The 19,592-nt window shown below is 68.6% G+C and carries 13 protein-coding genes; 8 read left to right on the forward strand and 5 right to left on the reverse strand.

The annotated features are described in order from the left end of the window. The first annotated feature begins 3 nt into the window (after nt 1-3). On the forward strand, nt 4-474 hold the full coding sequence (locus ABD284_RS04750) for a Clp protease N-terminal domain-containing protein (RefSeq protein ID WP_344141138.1): 471 nt from the start codon (nt 4-6) through the stop codon (nt 472-474). 537 nt (nt 475-1,011) lie between these two features. Here the strand turns inward: ABD284_RS04750 and ABD284_RS04755 are convergent. After that, nucleotides 1,012-1,308, reverse strand: coding sequence for a hypothetical protein (locus tag ABD284_RS04755; RefSeq protein WP_344141140.1), 297 nt, complete (start codon nt 1,306-1,308; stop codon nt 1,012-1,014). A gap of 284 nt (nt 1,309-1,592) precedes the next feature. On the opposite strand from ABD284_RS04755, the gene ABD284_RS04760 reads away from it, so the two are divergent. Both ABD284_RS04760 and ABD284_RS04765 read left to right on the forward strand, forming a co-directional pair. Beyond that, nucleotides 1,593-2,258, forward strand: a complete 666-nt coding sequence (locus ABD284_RS04760) for a response regulator transcription factor (RefSeq protein WP_344141483.1) — start codon at nt 1,593-1,595, stop codon at nt 2,256-2,258. Next, nucleotides 2,255-3,436: a sensor histidine kinase gene (locus ABD284_RS04765; RefSeq protein WP_344141141.1), complete on the forward strand. Its 1,182-nt coding sequence runs from the start codon at nt 2,255-2,257 to the stop codon at nt 3,434-3,436. The genes ABD284_RS04760 and ABD284_RS04765 overlap by 4 nt, the downstream gene beginning before the upstream one ends. 344 nt (nt 3,437-3,780) lie before the next feature. Here ABD284_RS04765 and ABD284_RS04770 read toward each other — a convergent pair whose 3' ends face one another. Next, nucleotides 3,781-4,101, reverse strand: coding sequence for a CU044_2847 family protein (locus tag ABD284_RS04770; RefSeq protein WP_344141142.1), 321 nt, complete (start codon nt 4,099-4,101; stop codon nt 3,781-3,783). Between the two features lie 113 nt (nt 4,102-4,214). Between ABD284_RS04770 and ABD284_RS04775 the strand changes: the two genes are divergently transcribed. Continuing rightward, a complete protein-coding gene (locus ABD284_RS04775; protein WP_344141143.1) occupies nt 4,215-4,490 on the forward strand; it encodes a DUF397 domain-containing protein in 276 nt (91 codons plus the stop codon). Here the strand turns inward: ABD284_RS04775 and fxsT are convergent. The 3 genes from fxsT to ABD284_RS04790 are packed head-to-tail and all read right to left on the reverse strand — an operon-like array spanning nt 4,487 to nt 12,824. After that, nucleotides 4,487-9,079, reverse strand: coding sequence for an FxSxx-COOH system tetratricopeptide repeat protein (gene fxsT / locus ABD284_RS04780; RefSeq protein WP_344141144.1), 4,593 nt, complete (start codon nt 9,077-9,079; stop codon nt 4,487-4,489). The genes ABD284_RS04775 and fxsT overlap by 4 nt on opposite strands. A gap of 5 nt (nt 9,080-9,084) precedes the next feature. After that, nucleotides 9,085-10,200, reverse strand: a complete 1,116-nt coding sequence (locus ABD284_RS04785; protein WP_344141145.1) for an AAA family ATPase — start codon at nt 10,198-10,200, stop codon at nt 9,085-9,087. Beyond that, nucleotides 10,197-12,824, reverse strand: coding sequence for a trypsin-like peptidase domain-containing protein (locus ABD284_RS04790; RefSeq protein ID WP_344141146.1), 2,628 nt, complete (start codon nt 12,822-12,824; stop codon nt 10,197-10,199). Before ABD284_RS04790 ends, ABD284_RS04785 begins: the two co-directional genes overlap by 4 nt. 206 nt (nt 12,825-13,030) lie before the next feature. Here ABD284_RS04790 and ABD284_RS04795 point away from each other — a divergent pair, with 206 nt between their 5' ends. The 4 genes from ABD284_RS04795 to pglW all read left to right on the forward strand — a co-directional run bounded on the left by ABD284_RS04795 (nt 13,031) and on the right by pglW (nt 19,461). Further along, the gene (locus tag ABD284_RS04795) at nt 13,031-13,501 is read left to right on the forward strand and encodes a hypothetical protein (protein ID WP_344141147.1); all 471 of its coding nucleotides are present in this window, start codon (nt 13,031-13,033) and stop codon (nt 13,499-13,501) included. Beyond that, entirely contained in the window at nt 13,453-14,067 is a 615-nt protein-coding gene (locus ABD284_RS04800; RefSeq protein ID WP_344141149.1) for a DNA/RNA helicase domain-containing protein, read from the forward strand. Before ABD284_RS04795 ends, ABD284_RS04800 begins: the two co-directional genes overlap by 49 nt. Beyond that, the gene (locus ABD284_RS04805) at nt 14,010-14,906 is read left to right on the forward strand and encodes a DNA/RNA helicase domain-containing protein (protein ID WP_344141485.1); all 897 of its coding nucleotides are present in this window, start codon (nt 14,010-14,012) and stop codon (nt 14,904-14,906) included. Before ABD284_RS04800 ends, ABD284_RS04805 begins: the two co-directional genes overlap by 58 nt. Before the next feature lie 328 nt (nt 14,907-15,234). Further along, nucleotides 15,235-19,461 carry a BREX system serine/threonine kinase PglW gene (gene pglW, locus ABD284_RS04810; RefSeq protein WP_344141151.1) on the forward strand — a complete coding sequence of 1,409 codons (4,227 nt, stop codon included), beginning with the start codon at nt 15,235-15,237 and terminating at the stop codon, nt 19,459-19,461. Nucleotides 19,462-19,592: the final 131 nt, after the last annotated feature.

Below are 19,592 nucleotides of genomic sequence, written 5' to 3' on the forward strand. Positions count from 1 at the left end.
ACGGTGTTCGACCAGTTCACCAGCAGCCCTTTTGTCGTGGTCGTCACCGCGGCCCGCGAGGAGGCGCGCCAACGCGGCGCCAAACGTATGGGCACCGAGCACCTGCTGCTCGGCCTGCTCCACGAGACCGGATCCGCCTCGGTCCGGGCGCTGGGCGTGGACCTGGAGGCCGCTTACGCGGCCCTGGAGGAACTCGACCGGGAAGCGCTGCACGCCATCGGCGTGGATGTCGGCGACCTCGCCCCGGCCCTGTCGGCGCCCGCGCGCACGGCGCCGCCCTTGACCTCGACCGCCCAGGCCGTGCTTTCCCAGGCTGTCAAGAACGCCAAAGCGAGGACCCGCGATATCGACACCGTCCATCTGCTGCACGTCCTCCTGGATCGGAAACGGCCCGATCCCGCGGCGGAACTGCTGGCGCGACTCGGCGTCGATCGCGGGGTGGTACGCGGGCGCCTGCAGGAGAGCGGGTCCTGATCAAGAAGGAGCTCCGGGGCGGAAGCTCGCACTTGCGGGGACGTTCCGGCTCGGTGGCCCGGGACAGCGGCGTACACGCCGCCGTGAACGGTGTCGCGCCTGTTGTGTTGAATCCACTTCCCAGGCCTTGGCCGCGGACGCGGGGCCCGGGCGCGGGGTCTTCGCCGTCGCGGCCGCCGACCCGCGCAGTGACTGCACCGGGTTCGCCTCGGGGGTGGAGGTGTCGGAGTACGGGGCATAGAGGGCGCCGGGGCGACCAAGGTGGTCGTGGGCTTGGTGCGGGGCCCAAGTCGGCGTGCAGCGCGGTCGAGCGCGACGTCGCCGACCATGGGGCGTGCCCCGCCTCCGCACGTGGGTCGACGAACCGCCGCCGGGCGAGTCCCGGGCGGGCCAGGCGGCGGGTGGCGGCGCGCCGGAACGAGAGCCGCAGTCTGTCATGCGGGGAGGCGGTTCGCGGTGCGCCCGCCCCGCGAACCGCCCGGCGGGTCCCGGACGCCTCAACCGGCATCCGCGACCGCGCGCTGGACCGCGCTACCTCTACTCGGCGGGCTTGGTCGGCTTGGCCGGCTCGGCGTCGACGGGAACCTCGCCGCCCTCGCCCTTGATGGTCCGGACGCCGTCTCCGTCCTTGATGATGCGGATCGCCTCGCCCTTAGCGGGCTTCTCGCCCTTTTCGGCCTCCCCGCTCGGCTTGGCGGGCTTGGCGTCGACGCCCGCCGGCACCTCCACGGTCTGCTCCGGAGCCGTGCCGGAGGCGAACGCGGCGGCACCGCCCCCTCCGACAGCGAGCGCCACACCGGCGACGACGGTTGCGATCTTGCGGAAGGAAGACATGGGACATCCCGTTCTGTACGGCTGGACTGCTCCGCGGAGCATCCCGGGGATCGTTCCACCGGGAGCGGCCGCCGTGGCTGGCTGCGACCGCCACGAGCAGTAAGCCAGTCGGGACTTATCGTCCGTGTTTGGCCGTTCCCATAACTCGCCCATATGCCGGTGCGCGGATCATGAGCGCGGCGTGGCGTTCCGTTCCCGCCTGCACCGGCGGCGGTGCGCGGACGCATTTGAAGGAACTTCCAAGGAATTGCGAAGGAAGCCGGATCAACGAGGAGGACAGCCGCGTGCGGGTGCTGGTGGCGGAGGACGAGGAGTTCCTCGCCGATGCGTTGCGGTCCGGTCTGCGCCGCGAGGGCATGGCGGTCGACATCGCGCTGGACGGTGACACGGCTCTGGAGCACATCGCGGTCAACGACTACGACGTGGTGGTCCTGGACCGCGACCTCCCCGGGGTGCACGGGGACGACGTGTGCCGCCACGTGGTGGCCGACCACCCCGAGTGCCGCATTCTGATGCTGACCGCGGCCGATCGGCTGGCCGACAAGGTCGCCGGGCTGCGGCTCGGGTCGGACGACTACCTGGTCAAACCGTTCGACTTCCCCGAGCTCGTGGCGCGGCTGCACGCGCTGCAGCGGCGCTCCGCACCCGCGCAGCCGCCCGTGCTGACCCGCGGCGACATCCGATTGGACCCGGCCCGCCGCAGCGCCGAGCGCGGTGGCCTCTCCCTGTCCTTGACGCCCAAGGAGTTCACCGTCCTGGAGCTGCTCATGCGGGCGGAGGGGGCGGTCCTCAGCGCCGAGCAGCTGCTGGAGAAGGCCTGGGACGCCAACGCCGACCCGTTCACCAACGCCGTCCGCATCACCGTCTCGACACTGCGGCGCAAGCTCGGCGACCCGCCCGTGCTGCATACGGCCACGGGCGTCGGCTACTACCTGGCCGCCGCGGCATGAGCGCCTCCGAGGGGCTCCGCCGGGGCCGGCTGACCATCCGGACCCGGCTCACCCTGCTCTACGGCGCCATGCTGCTCACGTTCGGCACCGTGCTCATCGCCATCCTGTACACACTGATGTGGTTCGTCCCGAGCTACAACCTGGCCGCGGCGACCAGTGTGCAGGTGACCGCCGTCGAGGCGGAACGGGCCAGACCCGTCCAGCCGAGCGGACCCTCCGGGGCGAGCGAGGCCGTCGCGATAACCAGCAAGCAGGACGTCCTCTCGGTCCTGCTGCAGCTCTCCGTCGCCGCCCTGGTGGCGATGACCCTGATCGCGTTCCTGCTCGGCTGGCTCATCGCGGGCCGCATCCTCTCCCCTGTCCACCGGATGACGCGGTCCGCCGGCGTCATCGCCGGTCCCACCCTGCACAAGCGGATCCGCCTCAGGGGACCCCGGGACGAGTTCACCGACCTCGCCGACACCATCGACACCATGCTCGACCGCCTGCACGCCAGCTTCCAGGCCCAGGAGCGCTTCGCCGCCAACGCCGCACACGAACTGCGCACCCCGCTGGCGACCACCCGCACCATGCTCCAGGTCGCCCGCGCCCACCCCGAGGACCACGACGTCGGCGCCCTCACGTCCAAGCTCCTGAAGACCAACGAACGCAGCATCACGACCGTGGAGTCCCTGCTGACGCTGTCCCGAGCTGATCACGGCATCGACGCCGCGCAGCCCGTCGACCTCGCGAAGGCGGCCGCGGACGCCGTGGAGCAGGTCCGGCAGGAAGCGGCGGACCGGCGGATCGACGTGCGCAGCGATCTGCGTCCGGTCGTGGTCGACGGCGATGCGGACCTGCTGCATCACCTGCTGATCAACCTGCTGCACAACGCGGTCCGCCACAACGAGGCGGAGGGCACGGCGCGGCTGGAGGTCTCCGCGCAGGAGGATTCGGCCGTGATCACGATGACCAACAGCGGCGAGGTCATCAGCCCCGAACTCGCCGAGCGGCTGTTCGAGCCGTTCCACCGAAAGCGATCACGTACGCAGGCCACGGGCCACGGCCTCGGCCTGACCCTCGTCCGCGCCATCGCCCACAGCCACCACGGCACCGTTGGCGGCACCCCCAACCCCGAGGGCGGGCTCACCGTCACCGTCGTGCTGCCCGCCGCCGGGAGCGCGCCGCCGCAGCCTTGAAGCCGGCGCCGGGGCGGAGCAGTGCTCAAGCTGCAGGCCGGTTTTCAGCGCTGAATCGCGTCGGTGGCGCATCCGACCTAGCGGATCTCCACGTGGAATGTGCCAGGAACGGCACCATTTCCCCCAGGGAGCGCGCCCACGGCCTCGCGACTGCCGGACAATGCGCCAGGCTGCGGCGAGTTCGATGGAGCAGGAGCCGCCCTCTCGGTACGGCGTCCCCACCGCCGATCACCCCATGACGATCTCATCGGGGTCCGGCCGGATCCGGCCACCCCAGCACTGAAGGCGTCCGCGGGAGTCACCGCCTTCGGGGTTGGGCGACGGCACGGCAGCGGTCACCGGGGCTACTCGACGCCTTCCCTAGGACGCCACGTCATCATGACCTTGACGCTGCCCTGGCCCGCGGCCGAGGCGATGAACGTGCCGGCTTCGCTGCTGACGGAGACTCCGAACTCCACAGTGGTCTCAGCTGGAAGCATGGGCCCCGCATTCAACCTGTCAGTGATCCTTCGGCAGACGGCGGCCACCTTATCGGCGATATCTTCGACGCGTATCCGGTCAAGGAGCGCAGGAACGCCTGAACTGCGCACGATGCCATCTGGATCAACCGTCGCGATACCGATCACGTCGTCACCGTCCACGGTCAGCCTCACGATATCGGACATCGGACATGCCTCCCAAGCAAGAGGGTCGCCATAAGGCTAGAGGAAAATTCGGACCAGTATTTTATGATCTACAGGGGCATGCGAGGAGCAAAGTCCGTGTTGGATCTTGCTCGATGGTGCAGCTGCGACCGCGCGGGATACATGTGAGCGAAAACAAGAATACCAGCCGATTAGCAACCGAAACTTGGATCAAGTCAACGTATTCGGCTGCCATGAACGAGTGCTGCGAGCTTCTGTTCCTCGTTATCCAGGGCCAGGGGGTGGTGTCCCTCCGTGATTCCACGGACCGGAACGGCGCAAACCTGAGCTTCCCCTGCAGTGAGTGGACAGCGCTGCTTGCCGTACTCGCCGACGCGGAAGGCGGGCCGGACGGGTGCCACCTTCGCTAGAGGGCGGGGAACGGATCGCATTCGGCCCGTGCCGCCTCCCGCAAGGAGTCGATGAGCGGGTGGCCAAGCGGAAACCGCCTCCGATAGCGGTCAGCCGCTTCCGCCACGAGACCGTCGGCGTTCATCTCGCCCAGCGCCTGCTGCGTCAGCGCCAGATTGCGGTGAGCGGCCAGCGTATACGGGTGCCGGTCTCCGAGGAGGCGATCGCACATCCGGGCCGCCTCGCTGTCGGATTCCCGGGCGCTGCGGATCTGCCCCCGGTTGAAAAGGTCGTTCCCAATGTTGATCCGGCAGGCGAGAACGCCCGGGTGCTCCTCCCCCAGTGTGGTGGTGAGCAGGCGGAGTGCCTCAGCGTCCAATTCGTGCGCCTCGACCTGGCGTTCGGTATGCCGCAACGCCAGGGCGAGTCCGAGTTTCGCGTATCCCAGCCTTGCCCTGTCAATGGAAGTAGAATTGAGTATACGCTGGTGAGCCGCCTGTTGAATCGGAACCGCTTCACCGGGGCGTCCCACCAGACTAAGGTTCTCCCCGTGCACAATAAGTGATTTTATGGCGAAGGAGAATGAATCGCTGTAGTGCTGGCTGTAAAGTTCGACCGCCTCTTCCGAGTGAGCCAGCGCATCCGAATACCGACCCATTCGGCGCAGCGCGACGGAGAGAAGGATACGCGTGTCGAGGGTGTTGACGTTCGACTGTCCGACGGTGTCCGTCCACCGCGCGTAAGCGTCTTCCAGGAGGCTGGCGGCCTCTTCGAGGTCTCCCAGCGCCAGCAGGTTGACCGCGGTGGAGGCTTGACTTCGCAAGGTTTCGCGATCGTCCTCTCCCAGAGCCACGCGCCGGCGATACAGGTTCCGCCGGTCGATCTCCAGGGCTTCGGAGTAGCGTCCTTGCGCTTGGAAGGAGGAGGCGAGACTGTGCGCCGCGTGGAAGATCAGCGGGTCGTCGTCGTCAAGTGCAGCCGTACGCTGTTCGAGGACCTCTTCGAACAACCTGTGGGATTCCACCAGCTCACCCCTGAGGTGCAGGGATGCCGCCAGCATCCAGGTCGCGCCGAGCGTGTCCTCATGAGCCTCCCCGAGCAGGGCGCCGAATCGTTCCACGAGGGCGGCAGCCTCCCGGTGCGCCTCATCGAGCCTGTCGAGAAGGAGAAGCAGCTCCGTCCGGTGCAGCCGCACCAGAAGGCTGCGGTACTCGTCGTTCCGCCAGTTCTCCAGCGCGTGCTCGGCCATGATCCGACCGCCCTCATAGTTGGAGCAGTAACGCAAGAACTGCACCATGTTGAGTACGAGGTCGCGGACCTGGGGATTTTCGGACCTCCAGGCTTCGGTGTGGATCACATGGGTAAGCAGTGTGCGGTACGCATCCCAATTCGATGATCGCTCCGGCGACATCGGCTGGTTGCGGCTGAGCAGACGCAGAGCACAGTCGCGCATCAAAGCGCGCTCTTCGTCCGTCATCGAAGCCTGTACAGCGACCTGGACGACAAGATGCATCTGCAGGGTCTTGTTCTTGGTGTCAAACTTCAGCAGCGAGTAGTCCCTGGTCCGGGCCATCGCACTGTTCAGCAGGAGGGGATCACCCAGGAGGTGCTCCAGTTCCGCTGGGCCTCCGATGTCGCTGCCGCGCAACAGGTACGCCCGTGGAATGGGCGCGGGCGCGAGGAACGAGCACAGCTGAAGCAGTCGCAGTGCCGCCCCCTGTTCTTGCGAGGTGCGGCTCGACACTTCACCCTCGCCTTGCCCAATGGAGCTGCCCAACCGGTCGACCGAGAGGTTCAGGGCCACCACCAGCGGATACCGGTAGTTGTCAACGGGCGCTGCCGACGAAAGGAGCGCGGCTGCACGGCGGTCGAACATCTCGAGATAGTCCATCGGGGGCGTCAGAGTGTCCGTTAGATAAGCAGCGACCTGGGGAAGAGCCAAGGGGAAGTCGCCGAGCTTCTCGGCCAGGCGGGACGCCTCCTCGCGCGTGAGTGTCTCGGGCCCCCTTCGGAGGAGCAGCTCGACGCTCTCCTCCCTTTGGAACTCCAGGATCTCCAACGTGCGGGCGCTACCGCGGTGGGCCCACCTTCCGCTGGTGGAGGTGACCAGCACATGACCCATGCGTCCAGTCGGAAGCATGGGCATGAGGTCTTCGGGATCGCCCGCTGAGTCGTAGACCAGAAGCCAGTTCTCGACCAGGGTGCCCGAGGGCAGGGCAGCGAGGACCGTCTCGGCCTGTTCCCTCAGGCGGCCCGAAGGCTCGGGGACGCCGAGCGCGTGTCCCAGCCGCACCAGTGACGACTCGACCTCGGTCGACGTATGCGCAGGCACCCACCAGATGACGTCGTACTTGTCGAAGTGGGTGTAGGCGAAATGCGCGGCCAACTCCGACTTCCCGACCCCCGCGATCCCGTTCAGCACAAGCGGCATGCCGGGGAACTCATCGAGTTCGGCGGACATTCTTTCAAGTTCGCGGGATCGACCTGTGAAGTGCATGTTCTGCCCCGGTAGGCCGCCGATCACGGCACGACCGCGCGGTCGGCGCCGGGGGGCCGTCTCGGCCGGGGCGGCGGGGGCCGGCGGATCCGGAGGTCCGCCCATGGGGGACTCACTCACGGGAGGGCGATGGAGATTCGTCTGCATGGGTGCTTCCGTGAAGGTCGACTGCGCTGTCGAAGGCGCATCGGAATCAACGGGCCGGGTGGTACCGCCCTCGAGGGCGTTTGTGAACCGTAGCGCCTGACTGGACTCACCGGAGCTGTTTTCGGCCTCATCGCCTCCTCCTTCGCCTGAGGCACCCGCTGAGGAGGTACGGCGCCAAGCCGCCGCCACGGCGCGGTGCTTGCGATCGGGCAGCAGTTCGAGAGCAGGCAGGAGCGCATCGGTGAAGCGGCGACCGGTCGTCGACAGCGTTCGGAGCGGTACGGCTCCGGTACCCGTACGCAGCGCGCTGCGCAGATCGGCCAAGACCGGCACCTGGTCGCCGAACCGCTCGGCGACGGTGTTCAACACGCGGTCGGTGACCCGGCTGTCCCCCGCGGCCGCGATCAGGCGTTCCCGTACGCCGACGTGGAACTCCAATTCGGGAGTGCCGACGTCGCCGGTGTCGTCACCGGTGCGGTAGAGGAGTCCCCCCGCCAGAACCTCGGTCATAGCGGCCGACGAGGGGGGCGGAGCCATGTCGTCCTGGACCGCTTCGATCAGCGGCGCCGCTAGAGGCACGGCGGCCAGTCGTGCGGCGAGGTCGACCGCCTCGGGCGAGGAGTACGAGAGGAAGCGCTGTACCCGGGCCTGGGGATCGTTTTCCTCCGGCTCTGCCCTGGACGGCCCGGATAGCGCGGGGGCACCCGAAGGGTTCGGACCGACCGCGCCGACGGGGTCGCCGACTGTGCGCACAGCCAACGCATCGGCCAGCAGGCCGCCCTGGAAGTCCTCGCGGGCGAGGAACCGCGTCCAGCGCCACAGCTGTGTCGGGTCGGCGGAGAGCACCGGGATCCACACTGCCCCGGCCGCCTCTGCGGCGGGTGCCTCGAATTCGCCGGGGACGACGGCCCGATCGGGCGCACTCGGGCCTCGCTCCACCCGGTTGTAGCGATGGTTGGGGACGACCGTACCCGGGACGGGGGGTTCCGGAGCGCGCAGCGTGAGCAGCTGCGGGGGTATCGCGGTGCGGTCCCAGATCTGCCGCGGCAAGACATGCCATATGGCAACAGCGGCGTCGTGGGCCCAGTGGTACAGCCATCCCGGCAGCACTGCGCCGTCCCACTCCTTGGCGCAGCCGTCCGTGAGGACGAGCGCCACATCGTGGCCGTCCCCGGCGAACAGTTCACGCGGGGCCGGCCCCGGCCGCCGGTCCTCGTGTTGCAGCCGAAGTCCCTCGGTCTCGCATCCCTCGACCGCCGCATACAGCACGCGGACGCCCCTCGCCCCTGCGTCGGTGCGGATCTGAGCGACTAGGTCATCGACGTGGCCGCGGTGCGCCCGCATGGTGTAGGAGCCGTCGATGACGAGGGTCAGCCGCAGTGACCGCCGCTGCTCGCTTCGCATGATCGGCTCGACGGGCGGCCAGCCGCCGTGAGGGAGCCGGCCCAGGCGCGCCCGCGCGTCGGCGGCTTGATGCACAGTGGCCGCCACATCGATGACTCGGCGGCGGGGATCAGGGCAGCGCATGCCGAGAGGACGCAATGCTGTCCGCAGCGCCTGGCGCGGCCGGTTCCGCGGAAGGGCGGCCGACCATGCGAGGCTTTCCTTGGATTCCGGTGCAGGCAGCCCGGCCGGGGGTACCGCCTCCGCGGACAGGTCACCGGCCACGGGGGGAGGTTCGGCGCCGACCGGACTCGGCGGTTGGATCCGTTCCGCTGACTCGCCGTCCGCTCCTGCCGCGGATCCGTACGGCTCAGGCTCGTCTGCGACCGGGGCCGCGCCCTCGGGAGGCCGCATGTGCCCATGGCCGCTCGGGAAAGGCGCCGACCGGGATGACGCAGGCCCACCCTCAGGCTCTTCCGGTGGCAGGCGGGCTGTCTGCTGAGCGCGCAGCCAGATGTAGTCGCGCAGTGACGCCAGCGTGAGGGCTGCATCCTCGGACCGAGCCCCGCTGTCGCTGTACATTCGCCTTACCCCTCCGAGAGCCTTTGGTAGAGGAGGTCGACTATCCGTTCCCGCTCCTGCGAGCTCTGCGCAAACCCGCGCAGATATGAGTTATTCAGGAGTTGGTCTACCGCCAGGCTTCCCATACGCCGACGCCACTCCAGGAATTCGGCGATCATCTCCGCGTCTGCCGGGTCATGCCCGCCCTGACCGCCTGCGGCGAAGTGCACCCGCAACATGTCCGCGAGCTGTTCCTCCCCCGGGTCGTCCAGATGAAGCTGGATACACCTCCGCAGGAATGCCGATGGAAACACCCGTTCACCGTTCGAAGTTATGACCACGATCGGAAACGCCCGGCACATGATCTTCTCAGGGTGCACCTCGGCTGTATGGCCGGGGTCGTCCGCAGGCAGGGACACCGGCACCGAGGAGCGCATCCTGTTCGCGATCTCAGGTATTTGGAAGCGGCCTTTTTCCAGAACATGCAGGAGATTGTTGGCAAGATCGGGATCGCTCTTGTCGAGTTCGTCGACGAGTAGAACGCGGGGGTGTTCATAAGGCAGTAATGCTGTGCCGAGCGGTCCCAGACGAAAGTACTGCGAGAGATCGTCGGGAGGGCCGTTGGAGGCCGGGCGCTTGTGATCGGACCCGCGACTCGAGACATCACGCAGTCGCTCGATGGCATCGTAGCGGTAAAGCCCGGAACCCAACTCACTCTGCGTGGTTATCTCCCACCGCAGCACCCGGCCAAGGCGCAACTCCCGGGCCACCTTGTATGCCAGCGAGGTCTTCCCGATTCCGGGCGGTCCGGTGACGATCAGCGGGCGGCGCAGGAACAGACTCGCATTGACGGCGTCGACCTCGGCGGTGCTGATGACCGCGGGCTCGGGAGCACTGACCGGCCCGAGATGCTGCTCTGCCTCGCCGTCGTCATCGGGAGGCGGTGGCTGCAGCCCTCCTGACGGCGAGCTTCCACCGAATCTGCGCCAAGGCGGAGGGTCGGGCAGCAGCGCAGCGGGGCACTCGATCTCGGAGCGAGGGCGGCCCGTCCCCTTGTACACCCACCACGCGGCCGCGGTCGGCGGAGCGGCGCCGTCGCCCCCTTCGGGCGGGACGTGGTCCATGGACTCTTTCCAGGTCACTCGACGGGAATGTAGGGCGTTGCGGTCAGACGCATGCGGCCTTTGAACGGGGAGCCGCCGGCAAGATCGGCCATGGTGTCGTACAAGAAATCAATACTATAGCTCAGCCCAGCCGTATCGAAATCTGATTCGTCGTAACTGTTGCTGCGGAGTTTCAGAAGAATCCTGGGGAGCCCGATGAGGCCCCACCTGGCGAAATCCCGCTGGGCACCGGCAAGCGCATCCTCGTGTCCTGGGGAGATAAGTCCACTGATCAGCCCGAGACCGAAATCCCTTTCGGGCGTCGGGATCACCGGCGTCCCCTTGGCCCCACGGATTCCGATTCCCCCCACTGCGTCCTCGCGTGCCCACAGCATGATCGGAACATGCCCGTCGACGGCATACTCGAATGCGTGGGGATCGTGCCAGGGCGGCCTGTCCAGCACGCAGGCGACGACGTCGTGGGCGGAGAGAGCGGAGGCCAGCAATTCCGGGGGGACATCGCGCACCCACACCACGCGTCCGCCGTCGACCAGCTCGGACTTGTCTGCGAAACGCCGGCCCACTCGGCGGTCCCTCAAATGCAGGCGGATCGCATACTGCGAGCCGATATGCGCCGGCTCGCGACCGCGGCCGTCCATCCGGCGCGACGCCAGGCCCAAGTCGAGGTCGTCCATGGCTACGAGAGGTTCCACCACCACGGAACGCCCGGTATACGGGGAAGGGAGGGTCTCCTCGACATCCCTGGCCGCGCGCACGATCGCGGTCGATAGAGCGCTCCGGTCGGCCGCGCGGAGCCGGTGAGGCGCACTCCGCCAACGGACCGTCTGCATCGTGCTGTTGGCCCCACCGCCCTCCGTTTCGGGGAAGCCGACAAAAAATGCCAGGTCATATCCCTGAGCTGCCGGAATGACGGATGCGACGAGCCGTACCGGCGCATCGTCGGAAGCCTCAAGCTCCTTGGCTGCGACCGCGTAGCGGCCAACTGCGCGTTCCCAGTCGTGGGGACGGTGGTCGCTGCGCTGATCGTCCAGCCAGCGGCGGACTGCGGGAGGCACGAGCCCAAATGGGCGTTCACGGACCATCAGCTCCACCCAGACGGCACGCGGAGGCGGCGAGTCCCTGTCCGGCCGCGGCCATGTCCACATCCGGACGAACGCGGTCCATGCTGTTTCAGCAGACGCCCCTGCACGCAGGCGTTCACTCATCCCGTCGTAGTGACCGCGGTAGAAGGCGTGCAGGTGGCGGTTCACGTCGCGCAGAGGAATGGCATCCAGGAAGTCATGCAGTGCCGCGTAGGTATCGGCTCCGGTCAGCTCACGGTCGAGCTGTCGCACCAACGGTTCTGCGGCCCTGAGCACATGATCCGCCGTCGCTTCGGAGTAGTCGCCCAGGTCCCGTTGGAGATCCTGCACCCGTTGCAGGCAGGCGAGCAGCTCCCAGCGGTCGGGAGCGGACTCGACGATGCTGCGCACCGCGTCACCGGCGCCACCGCCCGTTGAGACGTGGGGCGGCCACTGCCCGCGGGGGAACAGCCAGTCGATCTCGTCCGCGGAGAGGGCGCGGCGGAAGACCTCCAGCCGCATCAGGGCGGTGGTCAGCTCGGGGTATCCGCCGCTCCGCCGTACGGGCGCATCGGGCTCGGGCCACTGCGCGCCGCTCGGCCAGCGCCGCTGGATCTCGGTCATCGGCAGCATCCACGCTTCGCCGGTGCCACGCCTGCCGACGACCCGTGTATCCACGACGATGCCGCAGACCGCGCCTGTTCCGTCCTTGACTGCGCACCCGCTGAAACCCGGTTCCATATGCCCGGCAACGGCCGAGACGCTGGCGAGTTTCAGCAGTCCGCTGCTGCGTCCGCCCTGGCCGATGATGCGCACTTCCACCGGGTCGCCGGCCTCCAGCCGTGGCGGATATCCCACGCTGGTGAGCAGACCGCCGTTGAGCTGGTTCGGCAGCCGGATCACCGGCGCCTCCGCCCTCAAGGGTGCCGGCGTGGTCAGCCGGAGGACGGCGAGATCGACACCGTTTTCATCAACGAACCAGCACTCCGGCACAACTTTCGCCTCGCCGCGCCAATCATCCGAAACAGAATCCAGATAAACAGGATTATCGGGAGCTGCAACCCCAGTGGCGAACACCAGCCCCACAGCACTGCATACGACGTGTGCACACGTCACGACGAGGTCCGGTGGGAAGAAAACGGCGCCGCCGTGGACGTTTCGGCTGTTCCCGGGCCGGTGCGGGGTCTCTCTCAGGACGCGGAGCTGCCAGGTCGGATGGGAATAGGTGGAGCGGGTCAGCACGGAATGCGGCCTCGCTATCGCCTGGGTAGGAAGAATGCGACCGTTACTTCGACTGCTGTTACCGATAGATACGCGACTATCCGTTAAGGCCGCAAGTCCTGGGACGAATCCCCTATGCCGGACGTTCCCAGGCGGGGCCGAGCGGCCCAGCGGCGTCCCCCAAGCACGGATCGATCGGTGACCGCGCGGACACCCTCCGCCTCCGGAGCCTCGGCGCCCCTGGTGTGTCCTGCCGGTGCCGCTCTGTCGCAACCGCTCTCGGTATGACAAGTGCGGCCATCGGCCGGCTCCGACTCCACAGCATCGCGGAGCCCGGCGCTGAACATCGCTCCGAGCCATTGCGCTGGTCGCCTCGGCAGCACTCGGATACCGGATATAGGTCGCTCCCGATCCGCGTAATAGCCGTCTGCTGCTCAGAACGCGACTTCCGGCACCACCGGCCTCACTGTCCTGCGGAGATACGGAAGTGTCCGATATCCGGTATAAGGTCGGCCCTCGACCTGAACTCTCCAATCCATTACCGCCCCGAAAGGAGGATCCGGTCCATGGGCTCGCGCTACCTCTATCAAGGGACTGCAGATCAGCTCGCCTCCGACATCACCGACAGGCGGTTCTTCGTTGAGATGCAGCGGCGCTTCTCGCAGATCTTCGGCAGGCCGGTGGACAGCGAAGAAGTCGAATCGTGGCGCAACAGCATCCCCACCGTTGTCGAGCGGCTGACCTCGGCCGAGCTGGGGGGAGTCCAGGTGCTGCTCGAGATGAGCACCCCGATCACCGATATCCGCATGGACATGGTCCTCGTTGGCTCGCGTCCCGGCGATGGCCGGATGTCGGTCGTCGTCGTGGAGAACAAGCAGTGGTCGATGGTCGCCCCCCACTCCGACTCCGAACTCGTCAGACTCGGCAATACCCGGACCGGGCCGCTGCGTGTCCACCGGCCAACCAAGTCTGGGGATATCGCCAGGTCATGCTCGACTTCATCCCGCTGCTGCGCGATGCGGACGTGTTCTGCATGATCAACATGCACAACGCCGACAGGGCAGTGCTCAACGCGATCACGCCCTCTGCTCAGCAACTGAGCGAGGTCGGCGAGATGCGCCCGTTCACACGCATGTACGGGTGCAGAGAGGAGCACTTCTTCGAGAGGGCCTTGGGAGAAATCCTCACCGCGGACAACGCGGACGCTCATGCCCGGGAACTGCTGGACGCTCCCGTTGCTCCGACCGAACCCCTCATGTCGGCAGTCAGCGCCGGGGTCCGGAGCCGGTCCGTCTTCACTCTTCTGGATGAGCAGCGCGAAGACTACGACTACGTCAAGTCGCGGGTCACAAAGAGCAAGAAGGGCGACCGCAAGGAGGTCGTCCTCATCGTGGGCGGTCCAGGCACGGGGAAGAGCGTGATCGCCCTGGAACTGCTCGACTGGCTGAGTCGAAGCCGCCATCGCGCGGTCCACGCCACCGGCAGCAGGGCATTCACATCACCCTGCGGAACAAGGCGGACAACAACAGCCGCCGGGCTCGGCAGATCTATCAGTACTTCAACAACTTCGCCGGGGCCGCCCCCAATGATCTCGACGCTGTGATCGCCGACGAGGCGCACCGGCTCCGCTCCGGACGCCGATCGAACGCGCAGGAGTCCCCGCAGGTCGAGGAGCTGATCCGAGCAGCGCGCGTCCCCGTTTTCCTGCTCGACGAACATCAGCGGGTCCGGCCCAGCGAGGTGGGGTCGGTCGAGCTCATCACCAAGGCAGCGGAAGCCATGGGGATCGGCGTCCACACCATCGATCTTCGGCACCAGTTCCGGTGCGGCGGGTCGCCGGAGTTCCTGTCGTGGACCGAGCGGCTCCTCGGCCTCGACGGGGACGGCAATCCCCCGGAGCCGTGGCGGCCCCAAGGCGACTTCGAGCTGCACGTGGCCTCGAGTCCCAGTGTCATGGAGGAGTACCTGCAGGCCAGACTAGACGAGGGATACAGTTCGCGGATCGCGGCCGGATACTGCTGGCCGTGGCACGATCCGCGCCCTGACGGGACGCTGGTACCGGACGTGGTGATCGACGATTGGCACCGTCCTTGGAACGCCAATACGGACAAGGCGATCAAGGGCGCACCGCCGTCCTCCCTATGGGCGACCGATGACGGTGGTTTCGACCAGGTGGGATGCATCTACACCGCGCAGGGCTTCGAGTACGACTACGCGGGGGTCATTTTCGGGCCCGATCTCGTCTGGAACGGCAACGGCTGGGAGACGAATCCATCGGCGAACATGGACAGAAGCGTCAAGAGCGCTCCCGAGTTCGACCTCCTGGTCCGCCACACCTATAGAGTCCTGGCGACCCGCGGGCTGCGCGGCGCAGTGCTGTACTCGACGGACCCGGAGACCAACCGCTTCCTGGCAAAGGAACTCGGTGTTCCCGTCCTGTAGGTGATGCGGCGCCACGGTCCGTTGCGCCCCGGGGACCGGTGGACAGGCGCGTCCGGCGGGTGGTCCGGTTCCACCCGTCGGTGGATGCGTCCCACCCAGCGCTCGTGGCGGACACCGGCGCGCTCTCCCGGACGGCCGCGGCCCCGGTCGCCGTCTTGCCGTCGGCCCCTTCCTCAGCCTGTCGTGCCGCGACGCGGCCCCGGCTACCCGCGAGAGCCTCCGCGGTACGCGCATCGCATGAGGGCGCGGCGACGGCAGGCGGAGTACCTGCCCCTCGATCACCTCTATCCTGGGCGCAGCGGTGGCCCCCCGACCGGAAGGAAGCTCGATGGCCGAACGGTGGTGGGGAGAGCCCTCCGAGTTCGAGTGGGAGCAGCAGGGCCTCGAACACATCAAGCAGCAGATGCCCGATCGCGAGCCCTACCGGGCCTGGCAGTGCTTCTCGTTCACCGCCAGGGGCGGGCGCGTGCACGAGTGCGACCTGTTCCTCGTCGCGCCTCACGGTGTGTTCCTGCTGGAGCTGAAGGCCCACCGCGGCCGCGCCACGAACCGGGGCGGCACGTGGTTCTTCTCCATCGACAAGCGCCCCTTCGACAACCCGCTGCACGCCACCGACCAGAAGTCCAAGGAACTGCGGAGCCGGCTCCGTTGGGCGGCGGGTCGTCTGCAGGAGCCGGGCCTCAGCATTCCGTTCATCGAGGCCGGCGTCTTCCTTTCGTCTCCTGACCTGGTGTGCGACTTCGACGAGGTGCAGAGCGAGCGGGTGTTCGGCCGCGACGGCCTGGAGCAGCAAACCAAACTCGGCGGCGTGTGGAACGAGTTCCTCAGCCGCCCCAGCCGCAACGGGCGCCCCTCCTCCGTGTTCCTGAAGAACGTCCGGCGCCTGATGGAGGCGATCGGGGCGCAGCCGATCGAGCGCGAGCTCGAGTTCAGCGGCTACACGCTCGACAGCCGCACTCATGCTTCCGGTCCGACCTGGACCGATTACCTGGGCACCCACGCCGATCTGCGCCGCAAGAAGGCCCGAATCCGCATCTTCCACCATGACGACGCCGACACCGACGACGACCGCGAGTCGGTGCGGCGCGCCGCCGAGCGGGAGTTCCGCTCGCTGGACGGCATCGCCCACGAAGGCATCGTCCGGGCCGAGTCCTACGGCGTCATCGAGCACCGCGGCCCGGCAATCGCCTTCGCACACAGGGACTCCTGGCAGCGCTTGGACCACTTCGTGCGCGAACACGGCGACGACCTGGACTTCGGCACCCGGGTCGAAATGGTCCGGCAGTTGGCCGACGCCCTCAAGCACGCCCACGGCAACCAGCTCTTCCATCGGGCACTGGCCCCGTGCAGCATCTGGGTGGAGCTGGACGGCACGTACCCCCGGCTGCGCATCGCCGACTGGCAGGTCGCCTCACGCCAGCATCCGGCGTTCCGTTCGACCAGCAACGCGACCGCACTGCTGGGCAGGCGCGCGCTGACCGCCCACGTCGAGGAGGCGGCGCTGCCCTACCTGGCGCCCGAGTTTCCCGGACATGGGGGCGACGCCCAGGCCATGGACATGTTCGGCCTCGGTGCCGTCGCGTTCCTGGTCCTCAGCGGCCGGGCGCCCGGGGACGACCCGGGCGAGGTCAGCAAGCAGATCCGCGAGCAGGGCGAGCTGACCCCGGCCGCCGCCAGCGACGACGTCACCCCCGCCATGGACTCGCTCGTGCGGGCGGCCACGCGGTGGCGGCCGAACGAGCGCACCGGCTCGCTGCGCGCGTTCCTGCGCAGCCTCGACACGATCGACGAGCAGCTCAACCGCGCCGAGGTCGTCACCGACCCCCTGGTGGCTGTCAAGGGCCAGGAGGTCTACGACGGCTGGGAGGTCGCCAGCGTCCTGGGCAAGGGCTCCACGTCGCGGGCGCTCCTGGTGCGCCGGCTCGGCCGCAACGCCGACCTCGAGGAGCAGGTCTTCAAGGTCGCGCTGAACGAGGACTCCGCGGCCAACAAGCTGCGCCGTGAAGCGGCCCAGCTCGCATCGCTGAACAACCCGCGGATCGTCGGGCTCGCCGCCGAGGGCGTCATCGACATCGGGGAGCGGACCGTGCTTCCGCTCGAACTCGCCGGCGAGTTCACCCTCGCGGAGTACCTGGAGACCAGCCTGGGCGTGGTGGAGCTGCACCGGTTCGGCCGCCACCTCTTCGACCTGGTCGAGTACCTGGAGGGCCAGGGGGTCCTGCACCGCGACCTCAAACCCGCGAACCTGGGCGTGCGCGAACGCACCCGCAAGAAGGGCCTTGAGCTGGTCCTCTTCGACTTCTCCCTGGCGGGTGTTCCGGTGGAGAACACCGCGGCCGGGACCCGCGGGTATCTCGACCCGTTCCTGAATGTGGACGAGCCCAAGCGGCACTACGACGAGGCGGCCGAACGCTACGCTGTGGCGGCCACCCTGCATGAGATGGCCTCGGGCGAGTTGCCGGTGTGGAGCGAGGACGGAGTGGACCTCGCGTTCCTACCGCCGAGGACCGTGCGTCCGCGGCTGGCCGAGGACTCCTTTCCCGAGCAGCTCCGCCCCGCGCTGCGCGTGTTCTTCGACCAGGCGCTGCACCGGCGCCCGCAGGAGCGCTTCGCTTCCCTGGAGGACATGCGCAACGCCTGGGAACAGGTGTTCCAGTCCGCCGACGTCGCGAGCGGATCGGCCGAGGACGAGGAGACCCGGCGCCGCAACGCCGAATCCGCCACGGCGGAGACCCCGCTGCACCTGGCCGGGCTCAGCCCGCTCGCCCTGGACGCCGCAACCCGTGTGTTGCGCTGCGAGACGGTGGGCGACCTGATGGACCGCCCGACGGTCGAACTGCACCGCAGGCGGGGTGTCGCCTTCAACACCCGCAACGAGCTGGTCAGCATGGTCACCGCGTGGCGCAACCGGCTGGGTGTGCCCGAGCCGGACGTCCAGGTCAGCGCCAAGCTGCCGCCCGGCGCCGACGACCGCGCCAAGCGCGAGGCCAGCCTGGACAAGGTCATCCGCCAGTTCGTGCCGCGGGCGACCGAGGCCAACTCCTCCTGGGTCCGGGTGGTGCGCGCCCTGCTGGGCTTGCCGGAGTCCGGTCCGCGCCGCCTGGCCTGGCCCACCCTCGCCGAGGTCGCCGACGAGCTGGGGCTGGACCAGGAGTATGTGGCGCGCCAGCTCGCCGCCGCCGACGCCTACTGGACACGCAGTTCGTCGCTGCTGGGGGCGGTGCGCGACGACGTCGTGCAGATCCTGGCCGGCCACGGCCGCGTCCGCGAGGTGCGCCAGATCGCCGAGGAACTGCTGGAGCTGCGCGGCACCGGCCAGGACACGGCCGCGGTGCGGTTGGCGCTGGCGCTGGCCGTGGTGCGCGTGGCGGTCGAGAGCGAGGGGCGGCGGGAGAACCCCCGGTTCACGGTGCGCCGCCACGGGTCGCGGGTGCTGGTCGCCCAGATCGTGGACGACGACCCCACGGTGCCGGTGGAGGCGGACCTGCTCGACTACGCAGCGGCGCTGGGCGCGCGCGCCGACGAGCTGGTGAGCTTCGAGGCCACCGCGCCGCTGCCCACGGCAGAGGAGGTGCGGGCGGCGCTGCGCGCCGTCCGGGTGGAGGGGGTCGAGGAGGACGCGATGCGCTCGCTGTCCGACCACGACCTCGTGCACCTGGCCGCCGCTGCGTCGGAGAACGCCCAGGTGACCATCCGGCGCGAGTTGTACCCGGCGTCCATGGGCCTGGACCGGGCGCTGACGTTGGCGCAGGCGGTCGGCTACCTCGGACCGCCCGGTATTTCGCCGCAGCAGGTGCGCGACCGGGTGAAGGCGCGCTTCCCGCGGCTGCCGGAGCCCACCGACGCCCAGTTGTGGGAGGTGCTGTCGGAGAAGCACCCCAAGCTGGTCGAGAGCACGGATGAGCAGGGTGAGATCACATGGGTGCTGCCGCCGGAGGTCACGACCCTCGCGCCGCCCTCGCACACGGCGGGGCACGGCCCCGGCACGGCCGTGTCGGACGCGGAGCAGGCCGGGCTGCTGCGGCAGTTGGGGCGGTCGGCGTCGCGGGGCGGCTACCTGGCGGTGAAGACGTGGCTGACCGACGCCGAGGCGGCGGCGGAGCTGCTGGCGGCGCGCGAGGACGTTGCGGCGTTCGACGTCTCCGCGGAGTTCGTCGGTGTGCTGAACGAGCTGGTCACCGAGTTCGGCGGGCCGCCGTGGAACGTGGTCCTCGAAGCCGACCGCGACGGCGGGCCGGCGGCGTTCGCCAACCTGGCCGCGGACGCCTGCGCGAGGCTCGGCGAGCGCATCCGCGCCGCCGGGACCGACCGTACGGTGTTCCTGCACGGTGCGACCCCGCTGGCGCGCTACCCGGCCGGGCGCAAGCTGCTGACCGAGCTGACCGGGCAGGCCCGTGAGAGCGACGCTTCCCCGTACGGCCTGTGGCTGCTCTGCCCGATGCGCAGCCCGCAGGCGCCGGCCGCGCTGGACACCGTGCCCGCGGGGATCATCACTGACGCGGAGCAGGTGCTGCTGCCGCGGGGGTTCGCGGCCGAGCCGTCGGCGGCGGCGTAGCGGGGCGGCTTTCGCCGAGCCTGTCCGTGCGGCCGGATTCGGCGCCGAATCCGGCTCCACAGACAGGTTCGGCGCGCCGTCGGGTCCGTCACCGGCGCGCGGTTTCGTGCACGCAGCGTGAGGGCAGTTCT

It is taken from the genome of Streptomonospora arabica (assembly GCF_039531585.1).
GTDB lineage: Bacteria > Actinomycetota > Actinomycetes > Streptosporangiales > Streptosporangiaceae > Streptomonospora > Streptomonospora halophila.

Excerpts from the sequence above, each read along its gene's own strand:
- ABD284_RS04755 (WP_344141140.1), bottom strand. The coding sequence starts at position 1,308 with ATGTCTTCCTTCCGCAAGATCGCAACCGTCGTCGCCGGTGTGGCGCTC.
- ABD284_RS04765 (WP_344141141.1), top strand. The coding sequence starts at position 2,255 with ATGAGCGCCTCCGAGGGGCTCCGCCGGGGCCGGCTGACCATCCGGACC.
- ABD284_RS04770 (WP_344141142.1), bottom strand. The coding sequence starts at position 4,101 with ATGTCCGATATCGTGAGGCTGACCGTGGACGGTGACGACGTGATCGGT.
- ABD284_RS04775 (WP_344141143.1), top strand. The coding sequence starts at position 4,215 with ATGGTGCAGCTGCGACCGCGCGGGATACATGTGAGCGAAAACAAGAAT.
- fxsT (WP_344141144.1), bottom strand. The coding sequence starts at position 9,079 with ATGTACAGCGACAGCGGGGCTCGGTCCGAGGATGCAGCCCTCACGCTG.
- ABD284_RS04790 (WP_344141146.1), bottom strand. The coding sequence starts at position 12,824 with ATGGCTCGGAGCGATGTTCAGCGCCGGGCTCCGCGATGCTGTGGAGTC.
- ABD284_RS04795 (WP_344141147.1), top strand. The coding sequence starts at position 13,031 with ATGGGCTCGCGCTACCTCTATCAAGGGACTGCAGATCAGCTCGCCTCC.
- ABD284_RS04800 (WP_344141149.1), top strand. The coding sequence starts at position 13,453 with ATGCTCGACTTCATCCCGCTGCTGCGCGATGCGGACGTGTTCTGCATG.
- pglW (WP_344141151.1), top strand. The coding sequence starts at position 15,235 with ATGGCCGAACGGTGGTGGGGAGAGCCCTCCGAGTTCGAGTGGGAGCAG.